Below are 24957 nucleotides of genomic sequence, written 5' to 3'. Positions count from 1 at the left end.
TCGATTCCCGACTCCGGCCGGATGCACCCGGCACGGTACGACCCGCCGCGTTCGCCTCCGTACCGCGTCTCACAGAAGAGGCAGCACCCTGACTACGTTCCGAGAGCTCGGGATCCTTCCCGAGACCGCCGAGGCCCTCGAAGCCGTCGGCATCGTGTCCCCGTTCCCCATCCAGGAGATGACGCTCCCCGTCGCGCTCTCCGGCTCCGACGTGATCGGCCAGGCCAAGACCGGCACCGGCAAGACGCTCGGCTTCGGTCTGCCGATCCTGGAGCGTGTCACCGTCCCCGCGGACGTCGAGGCGGGCCGGGCCAAGCCCGAGCAGCTCACCGACGCCCCGCAGGCGCTCGTCGTGGTCCCCACCCGCGAGCTGTGCACCCAGGTCACCAACGACCTGCTCACCGCCGGCAAGGTCCGTAACGTCCGCGTGCTCGCCATCTACGGCGGCCGGGCGTACGAGCCGCAGGTCGAGGCGCTCAAGAAGGGCGTCGACGTCATCGTCGGCACCCCGGGCCGGCTGCTCGACCTGGCGGGCCAGCGCAAGCTGGACCTCTCCCACGTGCGTGTGCTGGTGCTCGACGAGGCCGACGAGATGCTCGACCTGGGCTTCCTGCCCGACGTCGAGAAGATCATCAACATGCTTCCGGCGAAGCGCCAGACCATGCTGTTCTCGGCGACCATGCCGGGCGCCGTCATCGGTCTCGCCCGTCGCTACATGTCGCAGCCCACGCACATCAGCGCCACCTCGCCGGACGACGAGGGCACGACCGTCGCCAACACGGCGCAGTTCGTCTACCGCGCCCACTCCATGGACAAGCCGGAGATGGTCGCGCGCATCCTGCAGGCCGAGGGGCGCGGACTCGCGATGATCTTCTGCCGTACGAAGCGGACGGCCGCCGACATCGCCGAGCAGCTCGCCAAGCGCGGCTTCGCCTCCGGCGCGGTCCACGGCGACCTCGGCCAGGGCGCCCGTGAGCAGGCGCTGCGCGCGTTCCGCAACGGCAAGGTCGACGTGCTGGTCTGCACCGACGTCGCCGCCCGCGGCATCGACGTCGAGGGCGTGACGCACGTCATCAACTACCAGTCGCCCGAGGAGGAGAAGACCTACCTCCACCGCATCGGCCGCACCGGCCGCGCGGGCAAGAAGGGCATCGCGATCACGCTGGTCGACTGGGACGACATCCCGCGCTGGCAGCTGATCAACAAGGCGCTCGACCTGAAGTTCCCCGACCCGGTCGAGACGTACTCCACGTCCGCGCACCTGTTCGAGGAGCTGAAGATCCCGGCGGGCACGAAGGGTGTCCTGCCGCGTGGCGAGCGCACCCGCGCCGGTCTCGCGGCCGAGCAGGTCGAGGACCTGGGCGAGACGGGCGGCCGCGGCCGCAAGTCCGCGGCCCCGGTCGTGACCGAGGAGCGCCCCGAGCGCACCCGCACCCCGCGCCAGCGCCGCCGTACCCGTAGCGGCTCGACACTCGACGCGGACGCTCCGGCGCCGCTGGCCACGGAGCCGGCCACGGAGCCGGCCGCCGAGCCGGACGCCGCGGACACCGAGCCGCGCACCCCGCGCCGTCGCCGCCGTACCCGGGTGGCCCTGGTGGAGGCCCCGGCCGCCGAGGCCGTCGCCGCGGTCGCCGTGGCTGAGCCGCTGGCCGTGGCCGAGCCGGTCGCCGTGGCCGAGCCGGTCTCTGTGCCGGTCATCGAGGCCGTCGTGGAGACCGTGGTGGAGGCCGAGACCAAGCCGCGCCGCACCCGGGCCCGCAAGGCCGTCGCGGCCGTCGTCGAGGCGCCCGTCGTCCCGGCCCCGGCCGAGCCGGTCGCGGTGGCCGAGCCCGTCGCCGAGCAGGTGGCGGCCCCGCGTCGCCGCACCCGCAAGGTCGCGGCGCCGGTCGTCGAGGCCGTCGTGGAGGCGCCCGCGAAGCCGCGCCGGCGCACCCGCAAGGTGGCCGAGTCGGCCGAGGTCGGCTTTATGACCCCGGAGTCGGCCGCGCTGGAGATCGCCGCGGCGAAGGCGGCGGAAGCCGCCACGAAGCCGGTCCGTACGCGCAAGAAGGCGGTCGCCGCCGTCGAGCCCGACGCGTCGGTCCCCGCCGAGCCCAAGCCGCGTCGTACGCGTGCCAAGAAGACGGTGGAGGCCGCCCCCGAGGCGACCGAGGCCGAGCCCAAGCCCCGCCGCACGCGCGCCCGCAAGGTCGCGGCGCCCGAGGCGTAAGCACCGCACTTCGGCCCGGCATCCCCACGGGGGTGCCGGGCCGAAGTGCGTCCGGGCCCGCGCCGTGCGGCCCGGCGCTCCAGCCCCCGCACACCCCCGTTACGCTCGGCATATGAGCAAGCCCCGCTCCCTGGTCCTGCCTTCGGGCACGCGCGCGTACCCGCTGAGAACGCCCCGTGGCAGCTTCGCCGTGCTCGACGCCGAGCCCGTCGGGCCCGCGCTCGGCACCGCACTGCTGCTGCCCGGCTTCACCGGGAGCAAGGAGGACTTCCTCGCGCTCCTGGAGCCGCTCGGCCGGGCCGGGTACCGGGCGGTGGCGGTCGACGGACGGGGCCAGCACGAGAGCCCCGGGCCGCGCGGCGCGGCCGGGTACACACCCCGCACCCTCGCCGAGGACGTGATCGCGCAGACGGCGGCGCTCGGCGACGGGCCCGTGCACCTGGTCGGCCACTCCTTCGGCGGTCTGGTGGCCCGCTCGGCCGTCCGCGTCGCCCCGCGGTCCTTCCGGTCGCTGACGCTGCTGGCGTCGGGGCCGGGCCATGTCGGTCCGGATCAGCGGGCCAAGATCCGGCTGCTGCGGGCGGCCCTGCCCGTGCTGCCCCCGGCGGCGGTGTGGGCGGCGACACGGTGGCTGGACAGCCGCGATCCCGCGTACGAGCCGGACACCCCGGACATCGCCGCGTTCCTGCGGCAGCGGTGGTTCAACACCCGGCCGGGCCAACTCATCGCCGCCGGGCGGCAGTTGAGGACGGAACCGGACCGGACCGAGAACATCGCCGCGCTGCCCCTGCCGCTGCACATCGCGTACGGGGACGAGGAGACCGTGTGGACCGTCGAGGAGCTGGCCGCACTGGCCCGCGACACCGACGCCCGCCACACGGTCATCGCGGGCGCGGGCCACTCCCCCAACGTCACGCATCCCGAGGAGCTGGCGGAGTCCCTGACGGACTTCTGGGCGACGGGGCGGATCGTCTGACGCGGCGGTTCGACTGCGGGCCGGTGGGGGCTGGTCGTGCCCACGCGGTGGAGCCGCAAGTGTCACAGCCCGGCGCCCCTCAGGTGGTCCGCCGCAGCCAGAGAACACAGCTCAGCCACAGGCTTTTGGGGGCGCGGGGAACGGCGCGACCAGCCACACGCAGCCCGCAGCCCGCAGCCGAATAACCGCACCCCCCGCGGAGCGCTCAGTACTGCGACTGCAAGTGCTGCCAGAACCCGTCCCGCAGCGCCCGCCGCAGATCCGCGTGCCCGCGCAGCGACCGCTGGAGCAGCCGTTCCGCCTCCACCAGGAGGTCCTGGTCGACCGGGCCGGGCAGATACGGGTGGCCCGGCAGCAGTTGCGCCAGGGCCGCCCTGCCCCGCTCGGAGAGCCAGGTCGCAGCGATCTGCGCGCCCACGAACCGCACGTCGTCCCGCGTCGGCGTCGGCCCGCTGTCCTCGTACATCGTCACCGGCCGCCGGGTGACGTACGGCTTGCAGAAGTCCAGGTCGAACGTGCGCTGGCTGTCGACCTCCCACAGCAGCGGCTCCGCCTGGTTGCGCCCCTCCGCCGCCTCGATGCCCCACAGGTGGACCCGGGCGCCGTACCCCTGCGCCGCCTCGACCGCCGAGACCAGGTCCTCGTCGCCGCCGATGAGCGCCGCGTCGCTGATGGCGCGGTGCCGGGCGAGGGACTCCAGGTCGGAGCGGATCAGCGAGTCGACGCCCTTCTGCTGGTTGTTGGCGTTGAGGTTGCCGAGGCGGACCTTCACGTCCGGCAGCTCGGCGATCGACTGCTGCTCGGAGGTGTGGATGCGCCGGCGCGCACCGTCGTACCAGTACACGCGGAGCAGCCGGCTGTCCGCGAAGATCGTGCGCGCCTTGTCGATGAAGGCCTCGATCAGCCCCTCGGCGTCGAGGTCGAAGGACCGGCGGTCCTCCGTCCCGGCGACCAGGAGGCCCGCCGCCGCGTACACATAGCCCGCGTCCACGAAGATCGCGTGCGTGGAAGGCGTCTTGGCCACCTCGGCCAGCATCCGCCGCAGCAGCTGGTTGGTGTGCTCCAGCTGCGCGCCGATGTCGGACGCGACGGATCTGCCCGGGTCGCGGGGGTTGCCCGGGTCGCTCGGGCCGTCGGGGATGCCTGGGATGTCGCCTGCTTTGCTCATTGCCCCCCATTCTCCGTGGCGTGACCGATCCCACACAACCGGTGCCTTACCTGCCAGTATTTAGCTCGTGCAAAAATTTCCTTAGCGTAGGGAATGTTTGCCAAGGGCAACCCGTTGAACAGATGTAACGGGCGGGCAACCGTCCGGACTCCGTGAGGGTGCAGGCTGAAGCCGCGCCACCCCGCACCAGTAGTTCTCCTTCAGGAGGATCAGACGAAGGGAGAAGCCATGCGCTTCGAAATCATGCGCCTCAACGACGTCAACGGCTCCGCCGTGGACAGGACCGTCGTGGACGCCGCCTCCGTCAACCGGATCGTGCAGCAGGCCGCCGCAATCGGCCAGCGCATCTACATCCGCCCGTTCGAAAGCTCGGCTTCGTAACGCGTAAGGGTCTTCTACGCGGCAAGCCGAAGCGCCCCCGCACCGATCGGTGCACGGGGGCGCTTTCTGCTGCGGCGGACGGGACCGGGCTCTGGCCCTGGGGCAGGTCAGGTGCTGTGGATCACCTGGGTGACGCCGTTGATGATCTGCTGCACCGCGAGCGCGGAGAGCATCATGCCCGCGAGCCGCGTCACCAGGACCACACCGCCGTCCTTGATCACCCGGATGATCAGCAGCGAGTACCGCATGACCAGCCAGAGCACGATGTGCATCGCGAGGATCGCGGCCCACACGGCGACCTGCCCGGAGAACGTGTCGTGGTTCTGGACCGCGAGGATCACCTGGACGATCGCGCCGGGCCCGGCCAGCAGCGGCATGCCGAGCGGCACCAGCGCCACGTTGACGTCCTTGGTCTGCTTCGGCTCCTCCATCTTGCCGGTGAGCAGGTCGAGCGCGATGAGCAGCAGCAGCAGACCACCCGCGATCATCAGCGCGGGAACGTCGATGTGCAGATACGCCAGGATCTGGTGGCCCACCAGACCGAACACGGTGATCACACCGAGGGCCACGGCCGCGGCCTGCCACGCCATCTTGCGCTGCACCTTGGCGGGGCGGCCGGAGGTGAGCGCGAGGAAGATCGGTGTGATCCCGGGGGGATCCATGATGACAAAAAGGGTGAGGAACAGGGAGCCGAAGACGGCAGCGTCGAACACGGGGTGCCTTGCAGGAAGAGGGGTGTACGGAGCAGAGGGGGACCCCGCCGGGCGGAGTCCTCTGGGGAGGGGCAGGGAAGGGGCCTCGGCGGCCCAGGCCTCAGCGGCCGGTTCCGCCCGCGCCCGGGACGGGGAACGCGCCCGTCGCACGGCGGGTGATCTCGCCGTAGATCTCGGGGTCGGTGGTGCACTCCCCGAGCCGCACGGCCTTGCGGCCGCCGTGGTAGTCGCTGGAGCCGGTGGTCAGCAGACCGAGCTCGGCGGCCAGTCCCCGCAGCCGCGCGCGCGTGGGCGCGTCGTGGTCCGTGTGGTCGACCTCGACGCCGTCGAGGCCGGCCGACGCGAGCTCGGCCATGACCGACTCGGGCACGACCCGGCCTCGCTTGAGGGCGAGCGGGTGCGCGAAGACGGTGACCCCGCCCGCGGCCTTGACCAGCCGGATCGCGTCGAACGGGTCGAGCTCGTGCTTGCCGGCGTACGCACGTCCGCCGTCCGCCAGCCACTCCGGTACGAACGCCTCCGACACCGAGCCGACGACGCCCAGCTCGACCATCGCCTCGGCGACATGCGGTCGGCCCACCGAGCCGTCGCCCGCGATCCGCGCCACCTGCTCCCAGGTGACCGGGACGCCCAGCTCCTGGAGCTTGGCGACCATCGCCCGGGCGCGCGGCACCCGGTCGTCGCGGACCAGCTCGCGCTCGCGCGCCAGCTCCGGCTCCTCGGGGTCGAAGAGGTACGCCAGCATGTGCAGCCCGATGCCGTCGACACGGCAGGAGAGCTCGGCGCCGGTCACCAGGGTCAGGCCCGCGGGGAGCGCGGCGGCCGCCTCGGCGTGGCCGCGGGTGGTGTCGTGGTCGGTGAGCGCGATGACGTCGAGACCGGCGGCGGCCGCGTTGCGGACCAGCTCGGCCGGGGTGTCCGTACCGTCGGAGGCCGTGGAGTGGGTGTGCAGATCGATGCGCACGCGTGACTCCAGGGCGTAGAACCGGCAGGGGGGACAATCAAGGATAGCTGCGCGTAGCCGCTGTCCCGCCCGTAACGGCTGTGGCGGTCACCGCACTCGGGGCGCCTCGCCCCGCGCCCCTCACGACAGGATCCGCGGCGACAGCGCCCCGCACGGCACCAGCTCGACCTCGGCGCCCGCGTCGCGCAGATCGGTGAGGACCAGCTCGTCGTAGAGCAGCAGACCCGACTGCTCGGGCCAGACGATCGCCCACAGCCACAGCCCGCGCGCCTCGCCCGCGAAGACCGCGCGGTCGTCGGGGGTGCCGGTCACGTGCCAGAGCGGGCTGGGGCGTCCGGCCGCGAGGACCTTGGTCTGCGGCGGCTTGTCGACGCTCATGTACGGGCCGGGGTCGGGGCCGTCGATGCCCGCGTACCGCGCGCCGAGGCCGACGCCCAGCTCCTCCGCGACGAGCAGCAGCTCACCGATGCCGCCCAGCGGGCCGGGGCCGGAGCAGGCCACGGCGGTCGCGCGCCCGCCGCTGCGGTCGTCGCCCGCGCACGCCACGCCCGTGAACAGCCAGCCGATCGGCAGCGGCCACGGCATCCAGACGGGCACCTTCGCCCGGTGCACCACGACGCCGAGCGCCTCGACGCTCGGGGGGACCACCGGCTGCAGCGGATGCACCGTCCCGTGCACATCGCACTGCCAGGAGTCGGCAAAGAGACCGGGCGCCCTGACCCGGCCTCCACACTTCGGGCAACTGGGTTCGCCCCTCATAAATGCCCACGGTCCTCCCCGTCCCGCGCCGCGTCAAGGACGATCACCCGTCCGGCGTGTGGGACGAGACGATCGCGCTCCTTGGGGGCGCGGGGCTGTGCCACACGCGGCTCCGCCGCGATGGGGGTCCCCCTTGTCCGAGCGAAGCCGAGAACGCGGGGGAGCGACCAGCCACGGACGGCCCGCGGCCGACCGGCCACAGCGGAACGCTTAGTCCAGCCGCACAGAGCCGCGCAGCGGATCCCGCAGGTCCGTCCCGTTCGCCAGCCAGCGCTCCTCCAGCTCCTGCGCCCCGCGCACCCGCTTCCAGGCGGCCTCGTTGGTCGTCATCGGCAGCAGTGGCAGGAAGCGGACCGGGTCCATCGGGTCGTCGAGCTCCAGGTCCTCGACGAGGCCGCCCGGCTCCGCGACCAGGACCGAACTGAACGGTGCCCCGGGCCACAGCGGTTCCCCGATGTCGAGCGAGGCGCCGGGGGCCACGATCACGCCCTCGACCTGCGGGGTGGAGGCGAGGACGGCGAGCGGCCGCAGCACCTGGTCGGTGTCGGCGAGCCCGGCCCGTACGGACAGGACCAGCTCGGCTCGCGGGCCCTTGACCGGGTCGGCGAGGGCGGCGGCCGGGTCGGTCATGGGCTGGGCCGACATGCCGAGCGTGGCGTAGCGGACGATGTCCCCGTCGGCGAAGCGCAGCACCTCGACGCGTTCCGTACCGAGGAAGGTCACCGCGGCGCGCGCGTCCGGTTCACCGAGGGCGGTGCGCAGCCTGGCCTCGACGAGAGCAAGAACATCAACCATGAGTTGAGCATAGAAGCCGTATCGAACGAGCAAAGTACGGACTTGACACTTGCGCCGACTGATAGTCTTGGCCGCTGTTCAGGGCAGCAGGAAGTCCCCCACGGGGGACCGGCCGGAGGAGGTGGGGCTGCGATGGATCGAAGTCGGCCTGGCAGTACCAACCGCTCTTCCGTGCGCCTTCGTTGTTCCCTGTGATCGAGACCTCCTTACCCGGACGCCTCACCGGGAAACCTCTGAGTCTCATGGCATTTCGCACGGCGGAAGAGCACATCGCCTCGCCCAGTCCGTTTCAGTAGCGAACGCCGTCACCGCACCCGCGGTGCCGCCCGCTTTGCGGACGTACGCAGATGTTGCAGTCGTCGCGTCACGTCCCCATTCCGGGCAGTGCCACGCCCGCCCGGCGGCCCCTCCGTGAAGGAGTCCTGCCATGTCCATGATTCGTGACCTGCGCGCCGCGGTCCGCCCCTCCCTGCGTCCGTCGCTGCGCAAGAGCACCGCCCCGTACAACTCGTACGACCCCACCCGCGACCCCTCCGCCAGCAGCGCGGTCGTCGACTGCGCGGTCTACCGCGACGGGCTGCGCACCCAGGCCGACTCATGCCTGTCGCCGCGCGAGGCGATGCGGCGCGTACGCGAGGACGGCGGGTTCGCCTGGATCGGGCTGCACGAGCCGACCGAGGCCGAATTCGCCGGTATCGCGGCCGAGTTCGGGCTGCATCCGCTGGCCGTGGAGGACGCGGTCCACGCCCACCAGCGGCCCAAGCTGGAGCGGTACGACGACACGCTCTTCACCGTCTTCAAGACCGTCCACTACGTGGAGCACGCCGAACTCACCGCGACCAGCGAGGTCGTGGAGACCGGCGAGGTCATGTGCTTCACCGGGCGGGACTTCGTGATCACCGTCCGGCACGGTGGCCAGGGTTCGCTGCGGGCGCTGCGCAAGCGCCTCCAGGACGACCCCGAGCTGCTCGCCAAGGGCCCCTCGGCCGTGCTGCACGCCATCGCGGACCAGGTGGTCGACGGATATCTGGCGGTCGTGGACGCGATGCAGGACGACATCGACGAGGTCGAGATCGACGTCTTCTCGGCGCCGTCCAAGGGCAGCCCGCGCGGTACGGACGCCGGGCGGATCTACCAACTCAAGCGCGAGGTCCTGGAGTTCAAGCGGGCGGTCTCGCCGCTGCTGCGGCCGATGCAGCTGCTCAGCGAGCGGCCCATGCGGCTGGTCGACCCGGACATCCAGAAGTACTTCCGGGATGTCGCCGACCACCTCGCGCGCGTGCAGGAGCACGTCGTCGGCTTCGACGAGCTCCTGAACTCGATCCTCCAGGCGAATCTGGCGCAGGCGTCGTTCGCGCAGAACGAGGACATGCGCAAGATCACCTCATGGGCGGCGATCATCGCCGTACCGACGATGGTGTGCGGGGTGTACGGCATGAACTTCGACCACATGCCGGAGCTGCACTGGAAGTACGGCTACCCGCTCGTGCTGGCCGCCATCGCCGGAAGCTGTCTCGTCATCCACCGCACGCTCAAGCGGAACGGTTGGCTCTGACGACGAGCGCGAGCCCGGCGAGGATCACCACCAGCGCGGGCCAGGCGAGCGCGGGCGGCTGCTGGCCCAGCCAGAGCGCCGCGATGAGGGCGGCGCCCGGCGTCTCCAGGAGGATCGCCGTGGACGTCACGGACGCCCCCAGGCCCCGCACCACCCGGTTGAGCAGGGAGTGGCCGAGCAGCTGGGCGGCGACGGTGAGCGCGGCCAGCTTGGCCCAGGTCACTCCCGAGTACGAGGTGAGGTCCGCGCCGCTCGCCAGACAGGCGGCGAGCAGCCCGGCGGCGGCCGTCCCGTAACAGAGGTACGTGTACGGGACCGTGTCCACCGTCCGCCGGACCTCGGCGCCGAGCAGCACGTACCCGGCGGCCGCGATGCCGCCGCCGAGCGCGAGCGCGTCACCGGCGAGGGCGCGCGGCGAGGTGGTCATGTCGACGCCGGTGAGCATCACCACGCCCGCGCAGGCGACCAGCGTCCCGGCCCACACCATGGCGGGCGGGCGGTGGCCGCGCAGGCGCAGCGCGATGGTGGTCCAGATCGGTGTGGTGGTGCACAGCGCGGTCGAGGACGCCACCGACGTCATCCGCAGGCTCGGCAGCCACAGCCCGAAGTGCAGCGCGAGCAGCGCCCCGGCGGCGACCGCGAGGCCCACCTCACGCCGGGTCAGCCCGCGCAGCTGCGCCCGGTACCTGACCGCGGCCAGCGGGGTGAGCGCCCCGACGGCCATGGCGTTCCGCCAGAACGCGATGGCCAGCGCGGGAGCCGTCGTCGCGGCGATGAGCGGCGCGGAGAGCGACACACTGGCGATGGCGACGGCGAGCAGCGCGAAGTCCACCCGGGGGACGGCCGGAGCGGTCGTCAGGGCCGGGGTGGCGGCGGGCACGGTGGTGGGCACGGCAAGAGCGTAAGGCGCTAAACATATTTACGGAACTGTCGGTCCATGCTGTGGACAACACCGCCTACCGCGTCCCGGCCGTCCCATAAAGTGGCCCCATGACACCTGCGCTGCTCGACCGGGCCCTCGTCGAGGAGGCCACCAAGAAGTCCGGGCTGATCTGGGTGCGGGGCACCGGGACCGCCGACCGCGCGCTGTGGCACGTCTGGCACGACGGCGCCGCCTATGTCGTGGGCGGCGGGCCGGGCGAACAGCCGCTGGAGGGCCTGGCCGACGGCACCGCCGCCGAGGTGACCGTCCGCAGCAAGGACAAGGGCGGCCGCCTGGTGACCTGGACGGCCGCGGTGAGCGAGGTCGCGCCGCACGGCGAGCTGTGGGAGACGGTGGCCGCCGAGCTGAAGGCCAAGCGGCTGAACGCACCGGACGGCGAGGCGGTGACGGGCCGCTGGGCGCGGGAGTGCCGGGTGCTGTGCCTGTCGCCGGCCGAGGTCCGCACCGCGATGCCCGATGGCTCGCTCGCGGCCCGGCCGGTGGAGACCTCGGCCACCACGCGGCGGCCGATGCCGGCGGCGCTGCCGAGGCTGCTGCTGAAGCGGAAGCGTCGCCGCTGAGCGGGCCGGACACGTTGTGGTGCGTCTGCGGGCCGTCGTGGGCTGGTCGCGCAGTTCCCCGCACCCCTGAGGCGTGCGTGCCCCACTACGTCTTGGGAAGCCGGCTCCCGTAGTCCACCGTCGCGTCCTTCGTCGGCGGCGCCAGGGCGAAGTCCTGGTTCCAGTCGCCCAGTTCGAGCACGCCCGCGCCGCCCGCGCGCTCGAAGCGCAGGGGGTACGGGGTGCCCTGGAGCGAGACGTCGAGCGTGCCGCCCTCGCCGTTCTTGCCCGCCTTGACGCGGATGGTGCCCACCTCGCCGACCTTGGACCGGTCGCCCTTGGAGAGCTCGCCCTGGAGCCCGAGCATGCCCTTCAGGAGCACGCTCTTGTCCGTGAAGCCGCGCAGCTCCTGGTACGAGGGGTCACCCGAGGGCACCTTGACGTACTTGTCGTCGAGCTTGCCCGCCGCCGCCGCGCTCCCCGAGTCGTCGGAGCGCTTGTCGTCCCGGTGCGACCAGAACCCGGCGTCGGCCTTCAGATAGAGCTCGTCGCCCACCCGCAGCAGCCCGAACGTGGTGCTCTTCGAGGTGACCGTGCCGGTGGCGCCGGTCCCCTTCAGCCGCATGTCGATCCTGTACGAGCCGCCCTTGCTGACCAGCGTGCCGCTGAGGTGCACCGCGTCGGCGCCGTCCGCAGCCGTGCGCGCCTTGCCCTCGATCTCGGTGGCGGAGAGCTTGCCGACACCGTTGGTGCCCTCGTCCGGGTCCGAGGAGCACGCCGTGACGGCCGTGGCGAGCCCCGCGCAGAGCGCGACGGGGAGCGCGGCCCGGCGGGCCCGTACGGACAGGGAGCGAGTGGTCACCGGCACACGGCCTTTCGTCGGAGCGCGCGAGGTGGAGGGCGCGAAGTCGGGGTCGGCAGACCGCACCCTACCCGGGCCGTCTACGCTGCCCGGCAGAGAGCCGTACGGACGCCCCTCAAAGGCGCACCGGATGGTCACCGGCTAGCCTGAATCAGATATTCAGCGCCATTTCAGGTCACGACACGGTCGGATCACGCCCAAGAGGAGGCGCTCAGCATGGCGGCAGGCGCCCCCCGGATCTTCGTTTCGCACCTCTCCGGCGTCGCCGTCTTCGACCCCAACGGCGACCAGGTGGGCCGGGTACGCGACCTGGTCGCCATACTCCGGGTCGGCCGCCGCCCGCCCCGGCTGCTCGGCGTCGTCGTCGAGGTGGCCGGCCGCCGACTGATCTTCCTGCCGATGACCCGGGTCACCGGCGTCGAGTCCGGCCAGGTCATCACCACCGGCGTCGTCAACCTGCGCCGCTTCGAACAGCGCCCCACCGAGCGGCTGGTCCTGGGCGAACTCCTGGACCGCCGGGTCACCCTCGTCGAGAGCGGCGAGGAGGTGACGGTCCTGGACGTGGCCGTTCAGCAGCTGCCCGCCCGCCGCGACTGGGAGATCGACAAGGTCTTCGTACGGCGCGGCAAGAGCGGCGCCCTGCGGCGCAAGGGCGAGACCCTGACGGTCGAGTGGTCCGCGGTCACCGGCTTCTCCCTGGAGGAGCACGGCCAGGGCGCCGAGAGCCTGCTCGCCACCTTCGAGCAGCTGCGCCCCGCCGACCTCGCCAACGTGCTGCACCACCTCTCCCCCAAGCGCCGCGGCGAAGTGGCCGCGGCCCTCGACGACGACCGGCTCGCGGACGTGATGGAGGAGCTGCCGGACGACGACCAGGTGGAGATCCTCGGCAAGCTGAAGGACGAGCGGGCCGCCGACGTCCTGGAGGCGATGGACCCGGACGACGCCGCCGACCTCCTCTCCGAGCTGCCCGAGGAGGACAAGGAGCGGCTGCTGACGCTGATGCAGCCGGACGACGCGGCGGACGTGCGCCGGCTGCTCAGTTACGAGGAGCGCACCGCGGGCGGTCTGATGACCACCGAGCCGATCGTGCTGCGTCCGGACGCCACGGTCGCGGACGCCCTCGCGCGCGTACGCCAGCAGGACCTCTCGCCCGCGCTCGCCGCGCAGGTGTACGTGTGCCGGCCGCCCGACGAGACGCCGACCGGCAAGTACCTGGGCACGGTGCACTTCCAGCGGCTGCTGCGGGACCCGCCGTTCACCCTGGTCTCCTCGATCGTGGACAACGACCTGCCGCCGCTGTCCCCGCAGACCCCGCTGCCCGCCGTGACCGCGTTCCTCGCCGCGTACAACATGGTCGCCGCACCCGTCGTCGACGACAGCGGCTCGCTGCTCGGCGCGGTCACCGTCGACGACGTCCTGGACCACCTGCTGCCCGAGGACTGGCGCGAGGCGGAGTTCCACGCCGCCGAGGGGGGCTCGCATGGCTGACCGCGCCGAGGAGCGCGAGCGCACGCGCGCGGCGGGGGCGAGCGCCGTGGCACGCGGCCCGCGCGGCCGCCTCGACCAGCCGCGCGCCCCGCGTCCACGCCTGCTGCCCGAGTACGACCCGGAGGCGTTCGGCCGCTTCTCCGAGAAGATCGCCCGCTTCCTGGGGACCGGGCGGTTCATCGTCTGGATGACCCTGGTCATCATCCTGTGGGTGGTCTGGAACATCTTCGCGCCGGCGTCGGTGCGCTTCGACGAGTACCCGTTCATCTTCCTGACCCTCGCCCTGTCCCTCCAGGCCTCGTACGCGGCCCCGCTGATCCTGCTCGCGCAGAACCGGCAGGACGACCGCGACCGGGTCAACCTGGAGCAGGACCGCAAGTCCAACGAGCGCTCCATCGCGGACACCGAGTACCTCACCCGGGAGATCGCCGCCCTGCGGATGGGCCTCGGCGAGGTCGCCACCCGCGACTGGATCCGCTCGGAACTTCAGGACATGATCAAGGAGATGGAGGACCGCCGGGTCGTATTCCCGCTGGAGGCTCCCCACAGAAGTGACGAATCCGACCGCCGTTAGGGCTTTCCGGGGGCGGGACCCGGCGCCGTACCATCTCCATATGGTTACGGATGACGCGGTGCGCGAGGCACTGGCGACAGTGAACGACCCAGAGATCCACCGACCGATCACTGAGCTCGGCATGGTCAAGACGGTCGAGATCGGGACGGACGGGGCGGTCGCGGTCACGGTGTACCTGACGGTCTCCGGCTGCCCGATGCGCGAGACGATCACGAAGAACGTGACCGAGGCGGTCGAGCGGGTCGAAGGCGTCACGCGCGTCGACGTCACGCTCGACGTGATGAGCGACGAGCAGCGCAAGGAGCTCGCGACGTCGCTGCGCGGCGGCACCGCCGAGCGCGAGGTGCCCTTCGCCAAGCCCGGCTCGCTGACCCGCGTCTACGCGGTGGCGTCCGGCAAGGGCGGCGTGGGCAAGTCCTCGGTGACGGTGAACCTCGCCGCGGCGATGGCGGCGGACGGGCTGAAGGTCGGTGTCGTCGACGCCGACATCTACGGGCACTCGGTGCCCCGCATGCTGGGCGTGGACGGCCGTCCCACCCAGGTCGAGAACATGATCATGCCGCCGTCGGCGAACGGTGTGAAGGTCATCTCCATCGGCATGTTCACCCCGGGCAACGCCCCGGTCGTATGGCGCGGCCCGATGCTCCACCGTGCCCTCCAGCAGTTCCTGGCCGACGTCTACTGGGGCGACCTGGACGTCCTCCTGCTCGACCTGCCGCCGGGCACCGGCGACATCGCGATCTCGGTGGCCCAGCTGGTCCCGAACGCGGAGATCCTGGTCGTCACGACCCCCCAGCAGGCGGCCGCCGAGGTGGCCGAGCGGGCGGGCTCGATCGCGGTCCAGACCCACCAGAAGATCGTCGGCGTCGTCGAGAACATGGCGGGCCTGCCCTGTCCGCACTGCGACGAGATGGTCGACGTGTTCGGCACGGGCGGCGGCGAGAAGGTCGCGGAGGGCCTGACCAGGACGACCGGCACGAACGTGCCGGTGCTCGGCTCGATCCCGATCGACGTCCGGCTGCGCGAGGGCGGCGACGACGGCAAGCCGGTCGTCCTCTCCGACCCCGACTCCCCGGCGGGCGCGGCGCTGCGAGCGATCGCGGGCAAGCTGGGCGGCCGCCAGCGGGGCCTGTCGGGCATGTCGCTGGGGATCACGCCGAGGAACAAGTTCTAGAGCAACTGATACGAGTAAGGGGCGCCCACAGTTGCTGGGCGCCCCTTACTCATGGCTGCGGCACGGCCGGCCAGGGGGCACGGGGCTGTGTCATTGTGCGGCCCCGCCGCGTGGGCGCGGGGCTGTGTCATTGTGCGGCCCCGCCGCGTGGGCACGGGGCTGTGTCATTGTGCGGCCCCGCCGCGTGGGCGCGACCAGCCCAGGACGGCCCGCAGACAAACCGCACCCCGCCCGAGAACGCTCACGCGTACGAGGTGATGTCCTTGACCACGGCGAAGCCAAGGCCGTACGCGCTCAGCCCTCGCCCATACGCCCCGAGATGCACCCCGCCTCCGGCGGCCCCCGCGGACCCGGCCAGGACCCAGCCGAACTCGGACTCCCGGTAGTGGAACGGCGTGGCGACCCCGTCGACCGGCAGCGACAGCGTCGTCCACTCCGGCCCGGCCAGATCGTCCGCCAGCTCCCACGCCGCCTCGGTCTGCTGGTCCAGCCAGTCGCCGCGCAGCACATGGTCCATCTGGGCGGGCCAGGTGAAGGCGAGCAGCCCGGACCCGGCCAGCCAGGCCGCGGAGGAGACCGAGGTGGCCTCCAGCACTCCCGTACCGTCGCCGCTGCGGCGCGTGGGGTTGGCGGGCACGCTCACGACCACCGCGAAGCGCTCGCGGGCGGCGGCGGAGCGGTCGGCCGCGTCGGGCCGTATCGACGGCTCGTCGCCGTGGCCGGTGGACCCGTGCTGCACGGTGCCGTCGGCCGCCGTGGCCACCTGCATCAGCCAGCGCGGCCCGCTGAAGGCCTCGTCCAGGCCGTACCAGGCGAACGGCGCCCGCAGATAGCCGTCGATCGCACGCCGGGCCGCCGGCACCCCTTCCGGTGTGGACGGGGTGTCCTCGGTGGACCCCTGTGCCGCTACCCGACTCGTCGTCTCCACTGCCCGGCCGCCTCCTCGATCCGTAGATGTCCGGAGCGGCCCGCCCCCCTCGGGCGTCCTGGTGCCGGACCTATGGAGGATAGCCACCTCGGTCCCGCCCACCGGGAATGACGGTGCGGACGTGGCTCAGATTGACGTCCTGTACGAAACCCAGGGGGCTGTGTCAGGTCGCGTCGGCGTCGTACGGGGGGCGCTCGCCGGGGTCGAGCTTCTCGCGCTTCCTGAGGAGGTCGGGCGTACCCGGCACACCCGCGGCCGAGCCGTTGGCGGCCGTCGTCGGCGCGCCGGACCCGGTGGGCGTGCTCTCGCGGCCGTGCACCGCGTCCGCGACCTCTTCCATGTCCTTGCGCAGGTCGAAGCTGTTGCGGATCTCCTTGAGACCCAGGTCGTCGTTGTCCATGAGCTGCTTGCGTACGAACGTCTTCGGGTTCAGGTCCTCGAACTCGAAGTCCTTGAACTCCGGGCCGAGTTCGGCACGGATATCCGCCTTGGCGGTCTCCGAGAAGCTGCGGATCTTGCGGATGAACCCCGACACGTCCTGGATCAGCTTGGGCAGCTTGTCCGGGCCGAAGACGAGCACAGCGAGGACCACGAGGGTGACGAGCTCCATGGGCCCTATGTCGTTGAACACCTAGCTGCTCCTCGTGGCTCTGCTCCCGGGTCCAGTCATGGACCGCTCCACGGTACCCGCCGAAACTGTCGAAACGGTACCTACCCGGTGACCTTTGGCCGCCGCTTGCCCCCCTGGTGACCGATAGGTGACCAGAGGGGCGAACCGTGGCGGGTCGTGGCGGGCGGCCGAGGGAAACGCCAGGAATACGTCAGGAGCAGGGCAGGGGCAGGGCAGGGGCAGGTCAGGACGTTGCGGAACCGAGCGTGAGGGTCAGCCGCTGCTCCCCGCCGCCGCGCTTGAGCGTCAGCTCCAGGCGGTCGCCGGGGCGGTGCGAGCGGATCTTGACGATCAGCTCCTCGGCGCTGTGCACCCGCTGGCCGTCGACCTTGGTGATCACGTCCTCGGGCCTGATGCCCGCGGTGGCGCCGGGACCGCCGGGGGTCACGGACGGCTTGCCGTCGGCGGCCTTGGCGCCGACCCGGGCGCCGTCGCCGGTGAACTTCATGTCGAGGGTCACCCCGATCACCGGGTGGGTGGCCCTGCCGGTGTTGATCAGCTCCTCGGCGACCCGCTTGCCCTGGTTGACCGGGATCGCGAAGCCCAGGCCGATGGAACCGCCCTGGCCGCCGCCGTCGCTCTTGCCCGCGGCGCGGATCGCGCTGTTGATGCCGACGACGTGGGCGTGCGAGTCGAGCAGGGGGCCGCCCGAGTTGCCCGGGTTTATCGGGGCGTCGGTCTGGAGCGCGTCGACATAGCTGACGTCGCTGCCGTCGCCCTTCTCGCCGCCCGCCGTGATCGGGCGCTCCTTGGCGCTGATGATGCCCGAGGTGACGGTGTTGGAGAGGTCGAAGGGGGCGCCGATGGCCACCACCGGGTCACCGACCTGGACGTTGTCGGAGTTGCCGAGCGGCAGCGGCTTCAGCCCGGAGACGCCGGTGACGCGGACCACGGCGAGGTCGTACCCGGAGTCGCGGCCGACCACCGTGGCACGGGCGGTCTCGCCGCCGCTGAACGTCACGCTGATGTCGCCGGACGAGCCCGCGGGCTCCACGACGTGGTTGTTGGTGAGGATGTGCCCGGAGTTGTCCAGCACGAAGCCGGTGCCGGTGCCGGACTCGCTCTCCCCGCTGACGTGCAGGGTGACCACGCCCGGCAGGGCGCTCGCGGCGATCCCGGCGACGCTGTCGGGCGCGCGTCCGGTGGGCCCCTTCCCGGCCTGCGGCAGATCCACCTGCGTGGCGCCGGTGCGCTCGATGTACGCGCCGACCCCGCCGCCGATGCCGCCCGCGACCAGCGCGAGGACGACGGCCCCGAGGACGAGCGCCCCGCGCCGCGGCTTCCGCCTCTCCGGCACCCCGGCCGTGCTCAGCGGCTGCCCGGCCGCACCCCAGGGGTCGTACTGCACCCACTGGGACGAGGGCGGCACCGGCCGCACGCTTTCCGGTACGGGGTACGGGACCGGGGCCTCCGGTGCCGGGTACGGGACCGGGGCCTCCGGTGCCGGGTACGGGACCGGGGCCTCCGGTGCCGGGTAGGCCCCCTGGGCCGGGACCGCCCCTGCGACCGGCGCGGGCCGCTGCACGGGCGGCGCGGGCGCCCACGGCCCCGGCCCGCCGTACGGCGGCGTCCCGTACGGATCAGGAGCGTGCAACGGCTGCCGAGGCGGCAGGGGGCCCTCGGGCCGGGCGGGGTCGTGGACCGACTCGCCGGCCGGCGCGGGCTCTTGGGCGTGCTCTTGCGCGGGCTCGTCGGCCGGCGCGGGCGGCGCGAGCCGATACGCGGACTCGTCCTCGACGGGCTCCCCGGGAGCGAGCGAGTACGGCGCCTCCCCGTCGCCGGAACCTTCCGGCCCGCCGGGAACCGCTACGTCCTGCGCACCCGGCGCCACCGGCACACCCGGAACCACCGCATCCCCGACCACCGGCGCACCCGGGGCCGAAGCCGCAGGTGCCTCCGGCGGAGCCAAGTCGTACGTCTCCTCGGCCGTGGAGCCGTCCCCGCGCGGGGTGGGACGGCTCCACCATCTCGCCTTGGGCCCGGTGGGTTTTCCGTCGTTCATGCTCTCCCCGCAACTGTCCTGCGTGCCCCAGGGGCACCCCTCCCAGGGATTCAACCAGGTTTGCCGGGAGGGAGGAGCGCAGGGCACGGTCAGTGCCGGGGAGCCGCCAGATGCGTCGGCGGAGCGGACGGGGTGGCGCCGGAGAGCGCGGACAGCGGTGAGACCGGCCGCACCGCCAGGGTGGCGACCGCCGGACGTATCAGCGGAGGCAAGGACGAACCGCTCAGCAGAGCGGCACGGAACGGATTGCCGAACTGCTGCGGGGACGGCTGGGACGGGACTCCGTTCAAGCCGGCCAGACCCATCGCGACAGGCGCCGTGGACTCCGGGGCCACCGGTGCGCTCGCCGCGCCGCCGCGTCTGCGCTGCGACTCCGCGGACAGGGGTGTCCCCGAGGACGGACCGGCCGACGGACGCTGGTCCCGCAGCGGCGTGACATTGCTGCCCGCCCCCTCGCCCCGGGCCGACGTCTCCGCCCCCGAGTCCGACGGGACCGCGCCGCCGAGCGCGATCGCCGCGAGGGAGACGGCGCTGGCGGCGGCGAAGGCGATCCTGCGCCCGCGCCACGGCGAGCCGGAACGCTCCTCGGGACGGGCCGCTTCGTGGATCCGGAAGCCCCGTCCGGGCAGCCCGCCGCCGAGGACGGCCGCATGGGCTCTGCCGGGCACATAGCCGAAGCCCCCGACCGGGTCGCGCGGATCGCTCAGGACCCCGGGCGAGAAGACCCCGTCGGCAAGGCGCCCCCCGCCGAATGGTCCCCGACCGTCGTCGTCACCTCCGGGTGCCCCGGGCAGCCCCTGGAGCCGGGCCAGCAGGCCCTCGGAGGGGGCGGGCGGTGCCGTCTGCGCGAAGACGCTCTTGACGCGGCGCTGCGCGTCGGCCTCGGCCTTGCACTTGGGACAGGTGGCCAGATGCGACAGGACACGCTCGCGCGCGTCATGGCTGAGCTCGCCGTCGACCAGGGCGGCGAGACGGTCCCCCAGATGCTGCTCTGCGGGAGTGGGACTGATGCCGGTCACGCGGTCCCCTCTCCGACCGCCCCCGGGGCGCCGTGCGCCACCCCCGCGAGGGCACGCTGCTGCTCGGCGCGAGCCTCGGGTGAACGGTGCTGGAGGGCCTTGCGCAGATGCGAGCGGCCGCGGTGGATCCGGCTGCGCACGGTGCCCAGCTTCACACCGAGGGTGGCGGCGATCTCCTCGTACGACAGTCCTTCGATGTCGCAGAGCACTACGGCGGCGCGGAACTCGGGCGCGAGGGTGTCCAGCGCCTGCTGGACGTCGGCGTCGAAGTGCGCGTCGTTGAAGACCTGCTGGGGGGACGGGTCGCGGCTGGGGAGTCGCTCGGCCGCGTCGTCGCCCAGGGCGTCGAAGCGGATGCGCTGGCGGCGGCGGACCATGTCCAGGAAGAGGTTGGTGGTGATCCGGTGCAGCCAGCCCTCGAACGTGCCCGGCGTGTAGGTCGACAGCGAGCGGAAGACGCGGACGAAGACTTCTTGGGTGAGGTCCTCGGCGTCGTGCTGGTTGCCCGTCAGGCGGTAGGCGAGGCGGTAGACGCGGCCGCTGTGCGTGCTGACGATCTCCTCCCAGCTGGGAGGGGTCCACGCCGGGGAATCCGCGTCGGCGAAGGTCGCGGTGGCTGCGGAGGGTGCGCCGGCGGTGGGGGTCCCTCCCATGCCATGGAGGCTATGGGGGCTGTCAGCGGTGTAGGTCACGGATTTCGGCTCACCTGCCGACCTGAGAAAGCGCCGGAGCACTCCTCCCCGATCCACAGGCGCAGCCGCACCTCCCCTGTCGGCTCTGGTGGTGTCCAGCGGAGCCCCTACCATAGCCACCTCGCCCGTTAGCTCCGGATAAGAATCTTTACGCGCATTTGGGACTGGCTTCGTGCCCCTCGAACCGCGCTGCTTCCCGGACCGCTCGGGGACCGGGATTCCGTACTCGTCCATGTCTCCCCCCGCCCTTCATAACGCCCGGTCCCATCTGCGGGTTCCCGGGTGCAGCGGATACAGTCACCCGTGCGCGCCAACTACGGGGACAGGAGAGGGCCATTACCGCCAACCGGCAGACGAGCTGGGCGTTCGCCGACGCCTTTGTCGCCGAGGACGACGCGCTGCGCTGGGCCCGCGAGCGGTCCCGGGAGGCAGGGCTGCGTTCGGTGTCCCCGGGAACCGGCGCCGCGCTGCGCCTGCTCGCTGCCACCGCCGACGCGAAGGCGGTCGCCGAGATCGGCACCGGAACCGGCGTCTCCGGGATCTATCTGCTGCAGGGGCTGCGGCCGGACGGCGTGCTGACCACCGTCGACCCCGAGGCGGACCGCCAGCAGTTCGCCAAGCAGGCGTTCCGCGCGGCGGGCTTCGCCGGGAACCGGGCGCGTTTCATCCCCGGGCGCGCCCTGGACGTACTGCCGCGGCTGGCCGACGGCGGATACGACCTGGTGTTCTGCGACGGCGACCGGACGGAGTCCCTGGACTACCTCGCCGAATCGTTGCGCCTGCTGCGGCCCGGCGGAATCGTCTGCTTCGAAGGGGTCTTCGCCGACGGCCGTACGGTCGACTCCGGCGTCCAGCCCGCCGAGGTGCTGCGGCTGCGCGACCTGCTGCGGACCGTACGCGAGAGCCAGGAGCTCGTCGGGTCGCTGCTGCCGGTGGGCGACGGGCTGCTCTGCGCCGTGAAGCGGGCGTGACCCCTCACCGAGGGCGCCCGCCGAGATTCCCTTCCGGCCGCGTGCGCGGGTCCGCAGACGCGGGTCCGCAGACGCGGGTCCGGAAACTACTCCGCCCCGGGCCGGTACGTGAGTACCGGCCCGGGGCGGAGGCAGATTGGGGGTCAAGCCCGCTGAATCAGCCGACGACCTTCTTAAGAGCGTCACCGAGCGCCTCGGCCTCGTCCGGGGTCAGCTCGACCACAAGCCGTCCACCGCCTTCGAGCGGAACGCGCATGACGATGCCCCGCCCCTCCTTGGTCACCTCGAGCGGGCCGTCGCCCGTCCGCGGCTTCATGGCCGCCATGCTGTTTCCCCTTCCTGAAACCAGCTCATCGCAGCCGGCGGCCCCTGACAGGCACCGTGTTACCGGCATCGAACACATTGCTTCCAGGTCATTATCCCGCATCGCAGGACCCGATGACCAACATCGGTCGGCATCGCTTGCGCAACGCGCTCTATCAAAACCACCCAATTCGGCGATCCGCCTGCGATACTTCGCCACCCTCGGTCCGGGTCGTGGCCGGGAATGTTTGACGCAGGTCACATGTGCGGCGCCGATGATCTCCGCCATGCTGGGCGGACACGACACCGCAACGGAGGGGATCCATCCCAATGGCCGACACCGTGCTCTACGAGGTGACCGACGGGCTCGCGACGATCACGCTCAACCGTCCCGACGCCATGAACGCCATGAACACCGAGGCCAAGGTCGCCCTGCGGGACGCGGCGCGGGCCGCCGCCGCGGACCCCGCGGTACGGGCGGTCCTGCTCACGGCGACGGGCCGGGCGTTCTGCGTGGGCCAGGACCTCAAGGAGCACGTGAGCCTGCTCGCGGCGGACCGCGAGGCGGGCACCGGCTCCACCATGAGCACGGTCCGCGAGCACTACAACCCGATCGTGAAGGCCCTCACCGAGATGCCCAAGCCGGTGGTGGCCGGGGTGAACGGGGTCGCGGCGGGCGCGGGCTTCGGCTTCGCGCTGGCGGCCGACTACCGGGTGGTGGCGGACACGGCCGCCTTCAACACGTCGTTCGCGGGGGTCGCGCTGACCGCCGACTCGGGCGTCTCCTGGACGCTCCCCCGCCTGATCGGCCACTCGCGCGCCACCGACCTGCTGCTCTTCCCGCGCTCCGTCCCCGCGCAGGAGGCGTACGAGCTCGGCATCGTCAACAAACTGGTCCCGGCCGCCGAGCTGGCGGCCGAGGCGGCCGCCGTGGCGCGCGCGCTGGCCGACGGCCCCACGCTCGCGTACGCGGCCCTCAAGAAGTCCCTGGCGTACGGGGCCGGGCACTCGCTCTCCGAGTCGCTGGAGAAGGAGGACGAGCTCCAGACCCTGGCGGGGGCGTCCGAGGACCACGGGATCGCGGTGGCGGCGTTCCTGGCCAAGGAGAAGCCGAAATATGTGGGGCGCTGAGCCATTCGGGGGGCCACAGCCCCGTACCCCTTAAGGGGTACGGCCGCTCCGGGCCACACAGTCCGTCAGGTGGTCGTCCACCAGACCGCACGCCTGCATCAGGGCGTACGCCGTCGTGGGGCCGATGAAGCGGAGGCCGCGCTTCTTGAGGGCCTTGGAGAGCGCCGTCGACTCGTCGGTGACCGGGGGGACGTCCGCCAGGGTGCGGGGAGCCGGGCGGGAGGCGGGGTCCGGGGCGTACGACCAGATGAGCTCGTCCAGCTCGCCGGGGGACCAGTCGGCCAGTACGCGCGCGTTGGAGAGGGTCGCCTCGATCTTGGCGCGGTTGCGGATGATCGATTCGTCGGTCAGCAGCCGCGCCGCGTCCTCGTCCGTGAAGGCGGCCACCTTGGCGATCCGGAAGTCCGCGAAGGCACTGCGGAACCCCTCCCTGCGGCGCAGGATGGTGATCCAGGAGAGGCCCGACTGGAAGGCCTCCAGGCACAGCCGTTCGTAGAGGGCGTCGTCGCCGTGGACCGGGCGGCCCCACTCGGTGTCGTGGTACGCCACGTAGTCCGCGGTGGACAGCCCCCACGGGCAGCGCAGCCGGCCGTCCGGGCCGGGGATGGCGGTGCTCACTTGCGGGGCTCCTCGTCGCGGGGGGCGTGGGCGGCGCTGAGCGCCTCCTGCAGATCGGTGATCCGGCCGTCGCGCTCGGCGAGCTCCGCGGCGAGGCGGCTCAGCACGTCGTCGACGTCGGCCATCCGGTAGCCGCGCGCGGCCACCGGAAGCCGCAGCGCGTCGATGTCCGCGCGCTCGACGGGGCGGCCCGCGGGCAGCGGGTCGGTGAGCCGCTCGGGGCCCGTCTCGGGCAGTACGGCATCGTCGCCGCCGCCCACCACGGCCAGCGTGACCGCGGCGACCACCACGACCATGGCGATCAGCAAGAACCAGAACACGCGCGAAGCCTCTCCCCGGCAGCCGGAAACCGTCGGGTCCGATCGTGCCATGCGGAGCTGGGAGTTAGGGTCTGTCGGTCGGCACAGGCCGGACCCGCCGGACACGGAACCTGAGGTCACGGGCGTCTTACCCGAGGAGGAAACAGCGGATGCTGCGGCTGGGAAGGCGCGAGTTCGACGCGCACGAGCCGGTGATCATGGCGATCGTCAACCGGACCCCGGACTCCTTCTACGACCAGGGTGCGACGTTCCGGGACGAGCCCGCGCTGGCCCGCGTGGAGCAGGCGGTGTCAGAGGGGGCTGCCATCATCGACATCGGCGGGGTCAAGGCGGGCCCCGGCGAGGAGGTGACGGCCGAGGAGGAGGCGCGGCGCACGGTCGGCTTCGTGGCCGAGGTGCGGCGGCGGCATCCGGACGTGGTGATCAGCGTCGACACCTGGCGCCACGACGTCGGGGAGGCGGTCTGCGAGGCGGGCGCGGACGTGCTGAACGACGCGTGGGGCGGGGTCGACCCGAAGCTGGCGGAGGTCGCGGCGCGGTACGGGGCGGGGCTGGTGTGCACACACGCGGGCGGCGTGGAACCGCGCACCCGGCCGCACCGGATCGCGTACGAGGACGTGATGGAGGACATTCTCCGGGTCACGGTGGGGCTCGCCGAGCGGGCGGTCGCGCTCGGGGTGCGGCGGGACGGGGTCATGATCGATCCCGGTCATGACTTCGGCAAGAACACCCGCCACAGTCTGGAGGCGACCCGGCGGCTCGGCGAGATGACTGCGACGGGGTGGCCGGTCCTGGTCTCCCTGTCCAACAAGGACTTCGTCGGGGAGACGCTGGACCGGCCGGTCAAGGAGCGGGTGATCGGGACGCTGGCGACGACGGCGGTGTCGGCGTGGCTGGGGGCGCGGGTGTACCGGGTGCACGAAGTCGCCGAGACCCGTCAGGTGCTGGACATGGTGGCGTCCATCGCGGGGCACCGTCCGCCTGCCGTTGCCCGGCGCGGGCTGGCGTAGCGGGGGCTCCGCCCTCCGGCCCTTCGCTTTCGGCCGCGGGCCGGTGGGGGGCTGGTCGCGCCCACGCGGCGAAGCCGCACGATGTCACAGCCCCGCGCCCCTTATCAGCCCGGAGTTCGCCTGCGGGCCGTGGTGGGTTGCTCGCGCCGTTCCCCGCGCCCCTGAGAATGCCGCGGCGCGGCAATCCCCTGGG

26 protein-coding genes are annotated in these 24957 nt (G+C 72.4%); 11 read left to right on the top strand and 15 right to left on the bottom strand.

Annotated features, from left to right (window positions below):
* Window positions 1-178: 178 nt before the first annotated feature.
* Both ACFWA7_RS11025 and ACFWA7_RS11020 read left to right on the top strand, forming a co-directional pair.
* A complete protein-coding gene (locus ACFWA7_RS11025) occupies window positions 179-2209 on the top strand; it encodes a DEAD/DEAH box helicase (protein WP_385822393.1) in 2031 nt (676 codons plus the stop codon).
* A 112-nt stretch (window positions 2210-2321) separates the two neighbouring features.
* On the top strand, window positions 2322-3185 hold the full coding sequence (locus ACFWA7_RS11020) for an alpha/beta fold hydrolase (protein ID WP_385547712.1): 864 nt from the start codon (window positions 2322-2324) through the stop codon (window positions 3183-3185).
* A gap of 205 nt (window positions 3186-3390) precedes the next feature.
* Here the strand turns inward: ACFWA7_RS11020 and ACFWA7_RS11015 are convergent, their stop codons facing one another.
* On the bottom strand, window positions 3391-4353 hold the full coding sequence (locus ACFWA7_RS11015) for an NYN domain-containing protein (RefSeq protein WP_385822391.1): 963 nt from the start codon (window positions 4351-4353) through the stop codon (window positions 3391-3393).
* 228 nt (window positions 4354-4581) lie between these two features.
* On the opposite strand from ACFWA7_RS11015, the gene ACFWA7_RS11010 reads away from it, so the two are divergent.
* On the top strand, window positions 4582-4734 hold the full coding sequence (locus ACFWA7_RS11010; protein WP_385547718.1) for a hypothetical protein: 153 nt from the start codon (window positions 4582-4584) through the stop codon (window positions 4732-4734).
* Window positions 4735-4841: 107 nt separating this feature from the next.
* Here the strand turns inward: ACFWA7_RS11010 and ACFWA7_RS11005 are convergent, their stop codons facing one another.
* The 4 genes from ACFWA7_RS11005 to ACFWA7_RS10990 all read right to left on the bottom strand — a co-directional run bounded on the left by ACFWA7_RS11005 (window position 4842) and on the right by ACFWA7_RS10990 (window position 7965).
* A complete protein-coding gene (locus tag ACFWA7_RS11005; protein WP_385547721.1) occupies window positions 4842-5447 on the bottom strand; it encodes a MarC family protein in 606 nt (201 codons plus the stop codon).
* Window positions 5448-5547: 100 nt separating this feature from the next.
* A complete protein-coding gene (locus tag ACFWA7_RS11000; protein ID WP_385547724.1) occupies window positions 5548-6411 on the bottom strand; it encodes a PHP domain-containing protein in 864 nt (287 codons plus the stop codon).
* A gap of 120 nt (window positions 6412-6531) precedes the next feature.
* Complete coding sequence (locus tag ACFWA7_RS10995) at window positions 6532-7170, bottom strand: DUF6758 family protein (RefSeq protein ID WP_385547727.1); 639 nt, start codon at window positions 7168-7170, stop codon at window positions 6532-6534.
* Window positions 7171-7380: 210 nt separating this feature from the next.
* Window positions 7381-7965, bottom strand: coding sequence for a suppressor of fused domain protein (locus ACFWA7_RS10990; RefSeq protein ID WP_385547730.1), 585 nt, complete (start codon window positions 7963-7965; stop codon window positions 7381-7383).
* A 427-nt stretch (window positions 7966-8392) separates the two neighbouring features.
* Between ACFWA7_RS10990 and ACFWA7_RS10985 the strand changes: the two genes are divergently transcribed.
* On the top strand, window positions 8393-9520 hold the full coding sequence (locus ACFWA7_RS10985) for a magnesium and cobalt transport protein CorA (RefSeq protein WP_266983330.1): 1128 nt from the start codon (window positions 8393-8395) through the stop codon (window positions 9518-9520).
* Here ACFWA7_RS10985 and ACFWA7_RS10980 read toward each other — a convergent pair.
* On the bottom strand, window positions 9498-10412 hold the full coding sequence (locus tag ACFWA7_RS10980; RefSeq protein ID WP_385547733.1) for a DMT family transporter: 915 nt from the start codon (window positions 10410-10412) through the stop codon (window positions 9498-9500). The genes ACFWA7_RS10985 and ACFWA7_RS10980 overlap by 23 nt on opposite strands.
* Window positions 10413-10510: 98 nt before the next feature.
* On the opposite strand from ACFWA7_RS10980, the gene ACFWA7_RS10975 reads away from it, so the two are divergent.
* Window positions 10511-11023 carry a hypothetical protein gene (locus ACFWA7_RS10975; protein WP_385822389.1) on the top strand — a complete coding sequence of 171 codons (513 nt, stop codon included), beginning with the start codon at window positions 10511-10513 and terminating at the stop codon, window positions 11021-11023.
* 85 nt (window positions 11024-11108) lie between these two features.
* Here the strand turns inward: ACFWA7_RS10975 and ACFWA7_RS10970 are convergent, their stop codons facing one another.
* Window positions 11109-11864, bottom strand: a complete 756-nt coding sequence (locus tag ACFWA7_RS10970) for a hypothetical protein (RefSeq protein WP_385547738.1) — start codon at window positions 11862-11864, stop codon at window positions 11109-11111.
* 216 nt (window positions 11865-12080) lie between these two features.
* On the opposite strand from ACFWA7_RS10970, the gene ACFWA7_RS10965 reads away from it, so the two are divergent.
* From ACFWA7_RS10965 to ACFWA7_RS10955, 3 genes are read left to right on the top strand one after another with little or no spacing between them, the layout of a single operon-like run.
* Window positions 12081-13352, top strand: a complete 1272-nt coding sequence (locus tag ACFWA7_RS10965) for a magnesium transporter MgtE N-terminal domain-containing protein (protein WP_385547740.1) — start codon at window positions 12081-12083, stop codon at window positions 13350-13352.
* On the top strand, window positions 13345-13926 hold the full coding sequence (locus ACFWA7_RS10960; protein WP_385822387.1) for a DUF1003 domain-containing protein: 582 nt from the start codon (window positions 13345-13347) through the stop codon (window positions 13924-13926). Before ACFWA7_RS10965 ends, ACFWA7_RS10960 begins: the two co-directional genes overlap by 8 nt.
* Before the next feature lie 40 nt (window positions 13927-13966).
* Window positions 13967-15100: an Mrp/NBP35 family ATP-binding protein gene (locus ACFWA7_RS10955; RefSeq protein ID WP_385547746.1), complete on the top strand. Its 1134-nt coding sequence runs from the start codon at window positions 13967-13969 to the stop codon at window positions 15098-15100.
* A 241-nt stretch (window positions 15101-15341) separates the two neighbouring features.
* Here the strand turns inward: ACFWA7_RS10955 and ACFWA7_RS10950 are convergent, their stop codons facing one another.
* From ACFWA7_RS10950 to sigE, 5 genes are all read right to left on the bottom strand, one after another.
* Complete coding sequence (locus ACFWA7_RS10950; RefSeq protein ID WP_385547748.1) at window positions 15342-16028, bottom strand: hypothetical protein; 687 nt, start codon at window positions 16026-16028, stop codon at window positions 15342-15344.
* 163 nt (window positions 16029-16191) lie between these two features.
* The gene (locus tag ACFWA7_RS10945; protein ID WP_385547750.1) at window positions 16192-16659 is read right to left on the bottom strand and encodes a sec-independent translocase; all 468 of its coding nucleotides are present in this window, start codon (window positions 16657-16659) and stop codon (window positions 16192-16194) included.
* A gap of 223 nt (window positions 16660-16882) precedes the next feature.
* A complete protein-coding gene (locus ACFWA7_RS10940) occupies window positions 16883-18700 on the bottom strand; it encodes a trypsin-like peptidase domain-containing protein (RefSeq protein ID WP_385822384.1) in 1818 nt (605 codons plus the stop codon).
* An 89-nt stretch (window positions 18701-18789) separates the two neighbouring features.
* On the bottom strand, window positions 18790-19719 hold the full coding sequence (locus ACFWA7_RS10935) for a zf-HC2 domain-containing protein (protein ID WP_385547756.1): 930 nt from the start codon (window positions 19717-19719) through the stop codon (window positions 18790-18792).
* Window positions 19716-20525, bottom strand: coding sequence for an RNA polymerase sigma factor SigE (gene sigE, locus ACFWA7_RS10930; protein ID WP_385547759.1), 810 nt, complete (start codon window positions 20523-20525; stop codon window positions 19716-19718). Before sigE ends, ACFWA7_RS10935 begins: the two co-directional genes overlap by 4 nt.
* 152 nt (window positions 20526-20677) lie before the next feature.
* Between sigE and ACFWA7_RS10925 the strand changes: the two genes are divergently transcribed.
* On the top strand, window positions 20678-21382 hold the full coding sequence (locus ACFWA7_RS10925; RefSeq protein ID WP_385547762.1) for an O-methyltransferase: 705 nt from the start codon (window positions 20678-20680) through the stop codon (window positions 21380-21382).
* A gap of 157 nt (window positions 21383-21539) precedes the next feature.
* Here ACFWA7_RS10925 and ACFWA7_RS10920 read toward each other — a convergent pair whose 3' ends face one another.
* Entirely contained in the window at window positions 21540-21707 is a 168-nt protein-coding gene (locus ACFWA7_RS10920) for a DUF3117 domain-containing protein (protein WP_009997451.1), read from the bottom strand.
* Window positions 21708-22015: 308 nt separating this feature from the next.
* Between ACFWA7_RS10920 and ACFWA7_RS10915 the strand changes: the two genes are divergently transcribed.
* Window positions 22016-22816: an enoyl-CoA hydratase-related protein gene (locus ACFWA7_RS10915; protein WP_385822382.1), complete on the top strand. Its 801-nt coding sequence runs from the start codon at window positions 22016-22018 to the stop codon at window positions 22814-22816.
* A gap of 30 nt (window positions 22817-22846) precedes the next feature.
* On the opposite strand, the gene ACFWA7_RS10910 is transcribed toward ACFWA7_RS10915, so the two are convergent.
* Entirely contained in the window at window positions 22847-23434 is a 588-nt protein-coding gene (locus tag ACFWA7_RS10910; protein WP_385550278.1) for a DNA-3-methyladenine glycosylase I, read from the bottom strand.
* Window positions 23431-23754 carry a DivIVA domain-containing protein gene (locus ACFWA7_RS10905; protein WP_385550275.1) on the bottom strand — a complete coding sequence of 108 codons (324 nt, stop codon included), beginning with the start codon at window positions 23752-23754 and terminating at the stop codon, window positions 23431-23433. Before ACFWA7_RS10905 ends, ACFWA7_RS10910 begins: the two co-directional genes overlap by 4 nt.
* A gap of 149 nt (window positions 23755-23903) precedes the next feature.
* Between ACFWA7_RS10905 and folP the strand changes: the two genes are divergently transcribed.
* The gene (gene folP, locus ACFWA7_RS10900) at window positions 23904-24764 is read left to right on the top strand and encodes a dihydropteroate synthase (RefSeq protein WP_385550272.1); all 861 of its coding nucleotides are present in this window, start codon (window positions 23904-23906) and stop codon (window positions 24762-24764) included.
* The last annotated feature ends 193 nt before the right edge of the window (window positions 24765-24957 follow it).

Source organism: Streptomyces sp. NPDC059994, assembly GCF_042737755.1.
Lineage (GTDB): Bacteria > Actinomycetota > Actinomycetes > Streptomycetales > Streptomycetaceae > Streptomyces.
The sequence above is the reverse complement of the archived record's forward strand: the minus strand, read 5'-3'. Positions and strand labels throughout refer to the sequence as shown.

Excerpts from the sequence above, each read along its gene's own strand:
- ACFWA7_RS10975 (WP_385822389.1), top strand. The coding sequence starts at position 10,511 with ATGACACCTGCGCTGCTCGACCGGGCCCTCGTCGAGGAGGCCACCAAG.
- ACFWA7_RS10915 (WP_385822382.1), top strand. The coding sequence starts at position 22,016 with ATGGCCGACACCGTGCTCTACGAGGTGACCGACGGGCTCGCGACGATC.
- ACFWA7_RS11020 (WP_385547712.1), top strand. The coding sequence starts at position 2,322 with ATGAGCAAGCCCCGCTCCCTGGTCCTGCCTTCGGGCACGCGCGCGTAC.
- ACFWA7_RS10990 (WP_385547730.1), bottom strand. The coding sequence starts at position 7,965 with ATGGTTGATGTTCTTGCTCTCGTCGAGGCCAGGCTGCGCACCGCCCTC.
- folP (WP_385550272.1), top strand. The coding sequence starts at position 23,904 with ATGCTGCGGCTGGGAAGGCGCGAGTTCGACGCGCACGAGCCGGTGATC.
- ACFWA7_RS10955 (WP_385547746.1), top strand. The coding sequence starts at position 13,967 with ATGGTTACGGATGACGCGGTGCGCGAGGCACTGGCGACAGTGAACGAC.
- ACFWA7_RS10960 (WP_385822387.1), top strand. The coding sequence starts at position 13,345 with ATGGCTGACCGCGCCGAGGAGCGCGAGCGCACGCGCGCGGCGGGGGCG.
- ACFWA7_RS10940 (WP_385822384.1), bottom strand. The coding sequence starts at position 18,700 with ATGAACGACGGAAAACCCACCGGGCCCAAGGCGAGATGGTGGAGCCGT.
- ACFWA7_RS11025 (WP_385822393.1), top strand. The coding sequence starts at position 179 with ATGACGCTCCCCGTCGCGCTCTCCGGCTCCGACGTGATCGGCCAGGCC.
- ACFWA7_RS11015 (WP_385822391.1), bottom strand. The coding sequence starts at position 4,353 with ATGAGCAAAGCAGGCGACATCCCAGGCATCCCCGACGGCCCGAGCGAC.
- ACFWA7_RS10920 (WP_009997451.1), bottom strand. The coding sequence starts at position 21,707 with ATGGCGGCCATGAAGCCGCGGACGGGCGACGGCCCGCTCGAGGTGACC.
- sigE (WP_385547759.1), bottom strand. The coding sequence starts at position 20,525 with ATGGTAGGGGCTCCGCTGGACACCACCAGAGCCGACAGGGGAGGTGCG.
- ACFWA7_RS10965 (WP_385547740.1), top strand. The coding sequence starts at position 12,081 with ATGGCGGCAGGCGCCCCCCGGATCTTCGTTTCGCACCTCTCCGGCGTC.
- ACFWA7_RS11010 (WP_385547718.1), top strand. The coding sequence starts at position 4,582 with ATGCGCTTCGAAATCATGCGCCTCAACGACGTCAACGGCTCCGCCGTG.
- ACFWA7_RS10985 (WP_266983330.1), top strand. The coding sequence starts at position 8,393 with ATGTCCATGATTCGTGACCTGCGCGCCGCGGTCCGCCCCTCCCTGCGT.
- ACFWA7_RS10995 (WP_385547727.1), bottom strand. The coding sequence starts at position 7,170 with ATGAGGGGCGAACCCAGTTGCCCGAAGTGTGGAGGCCGGGTCAGGGCG.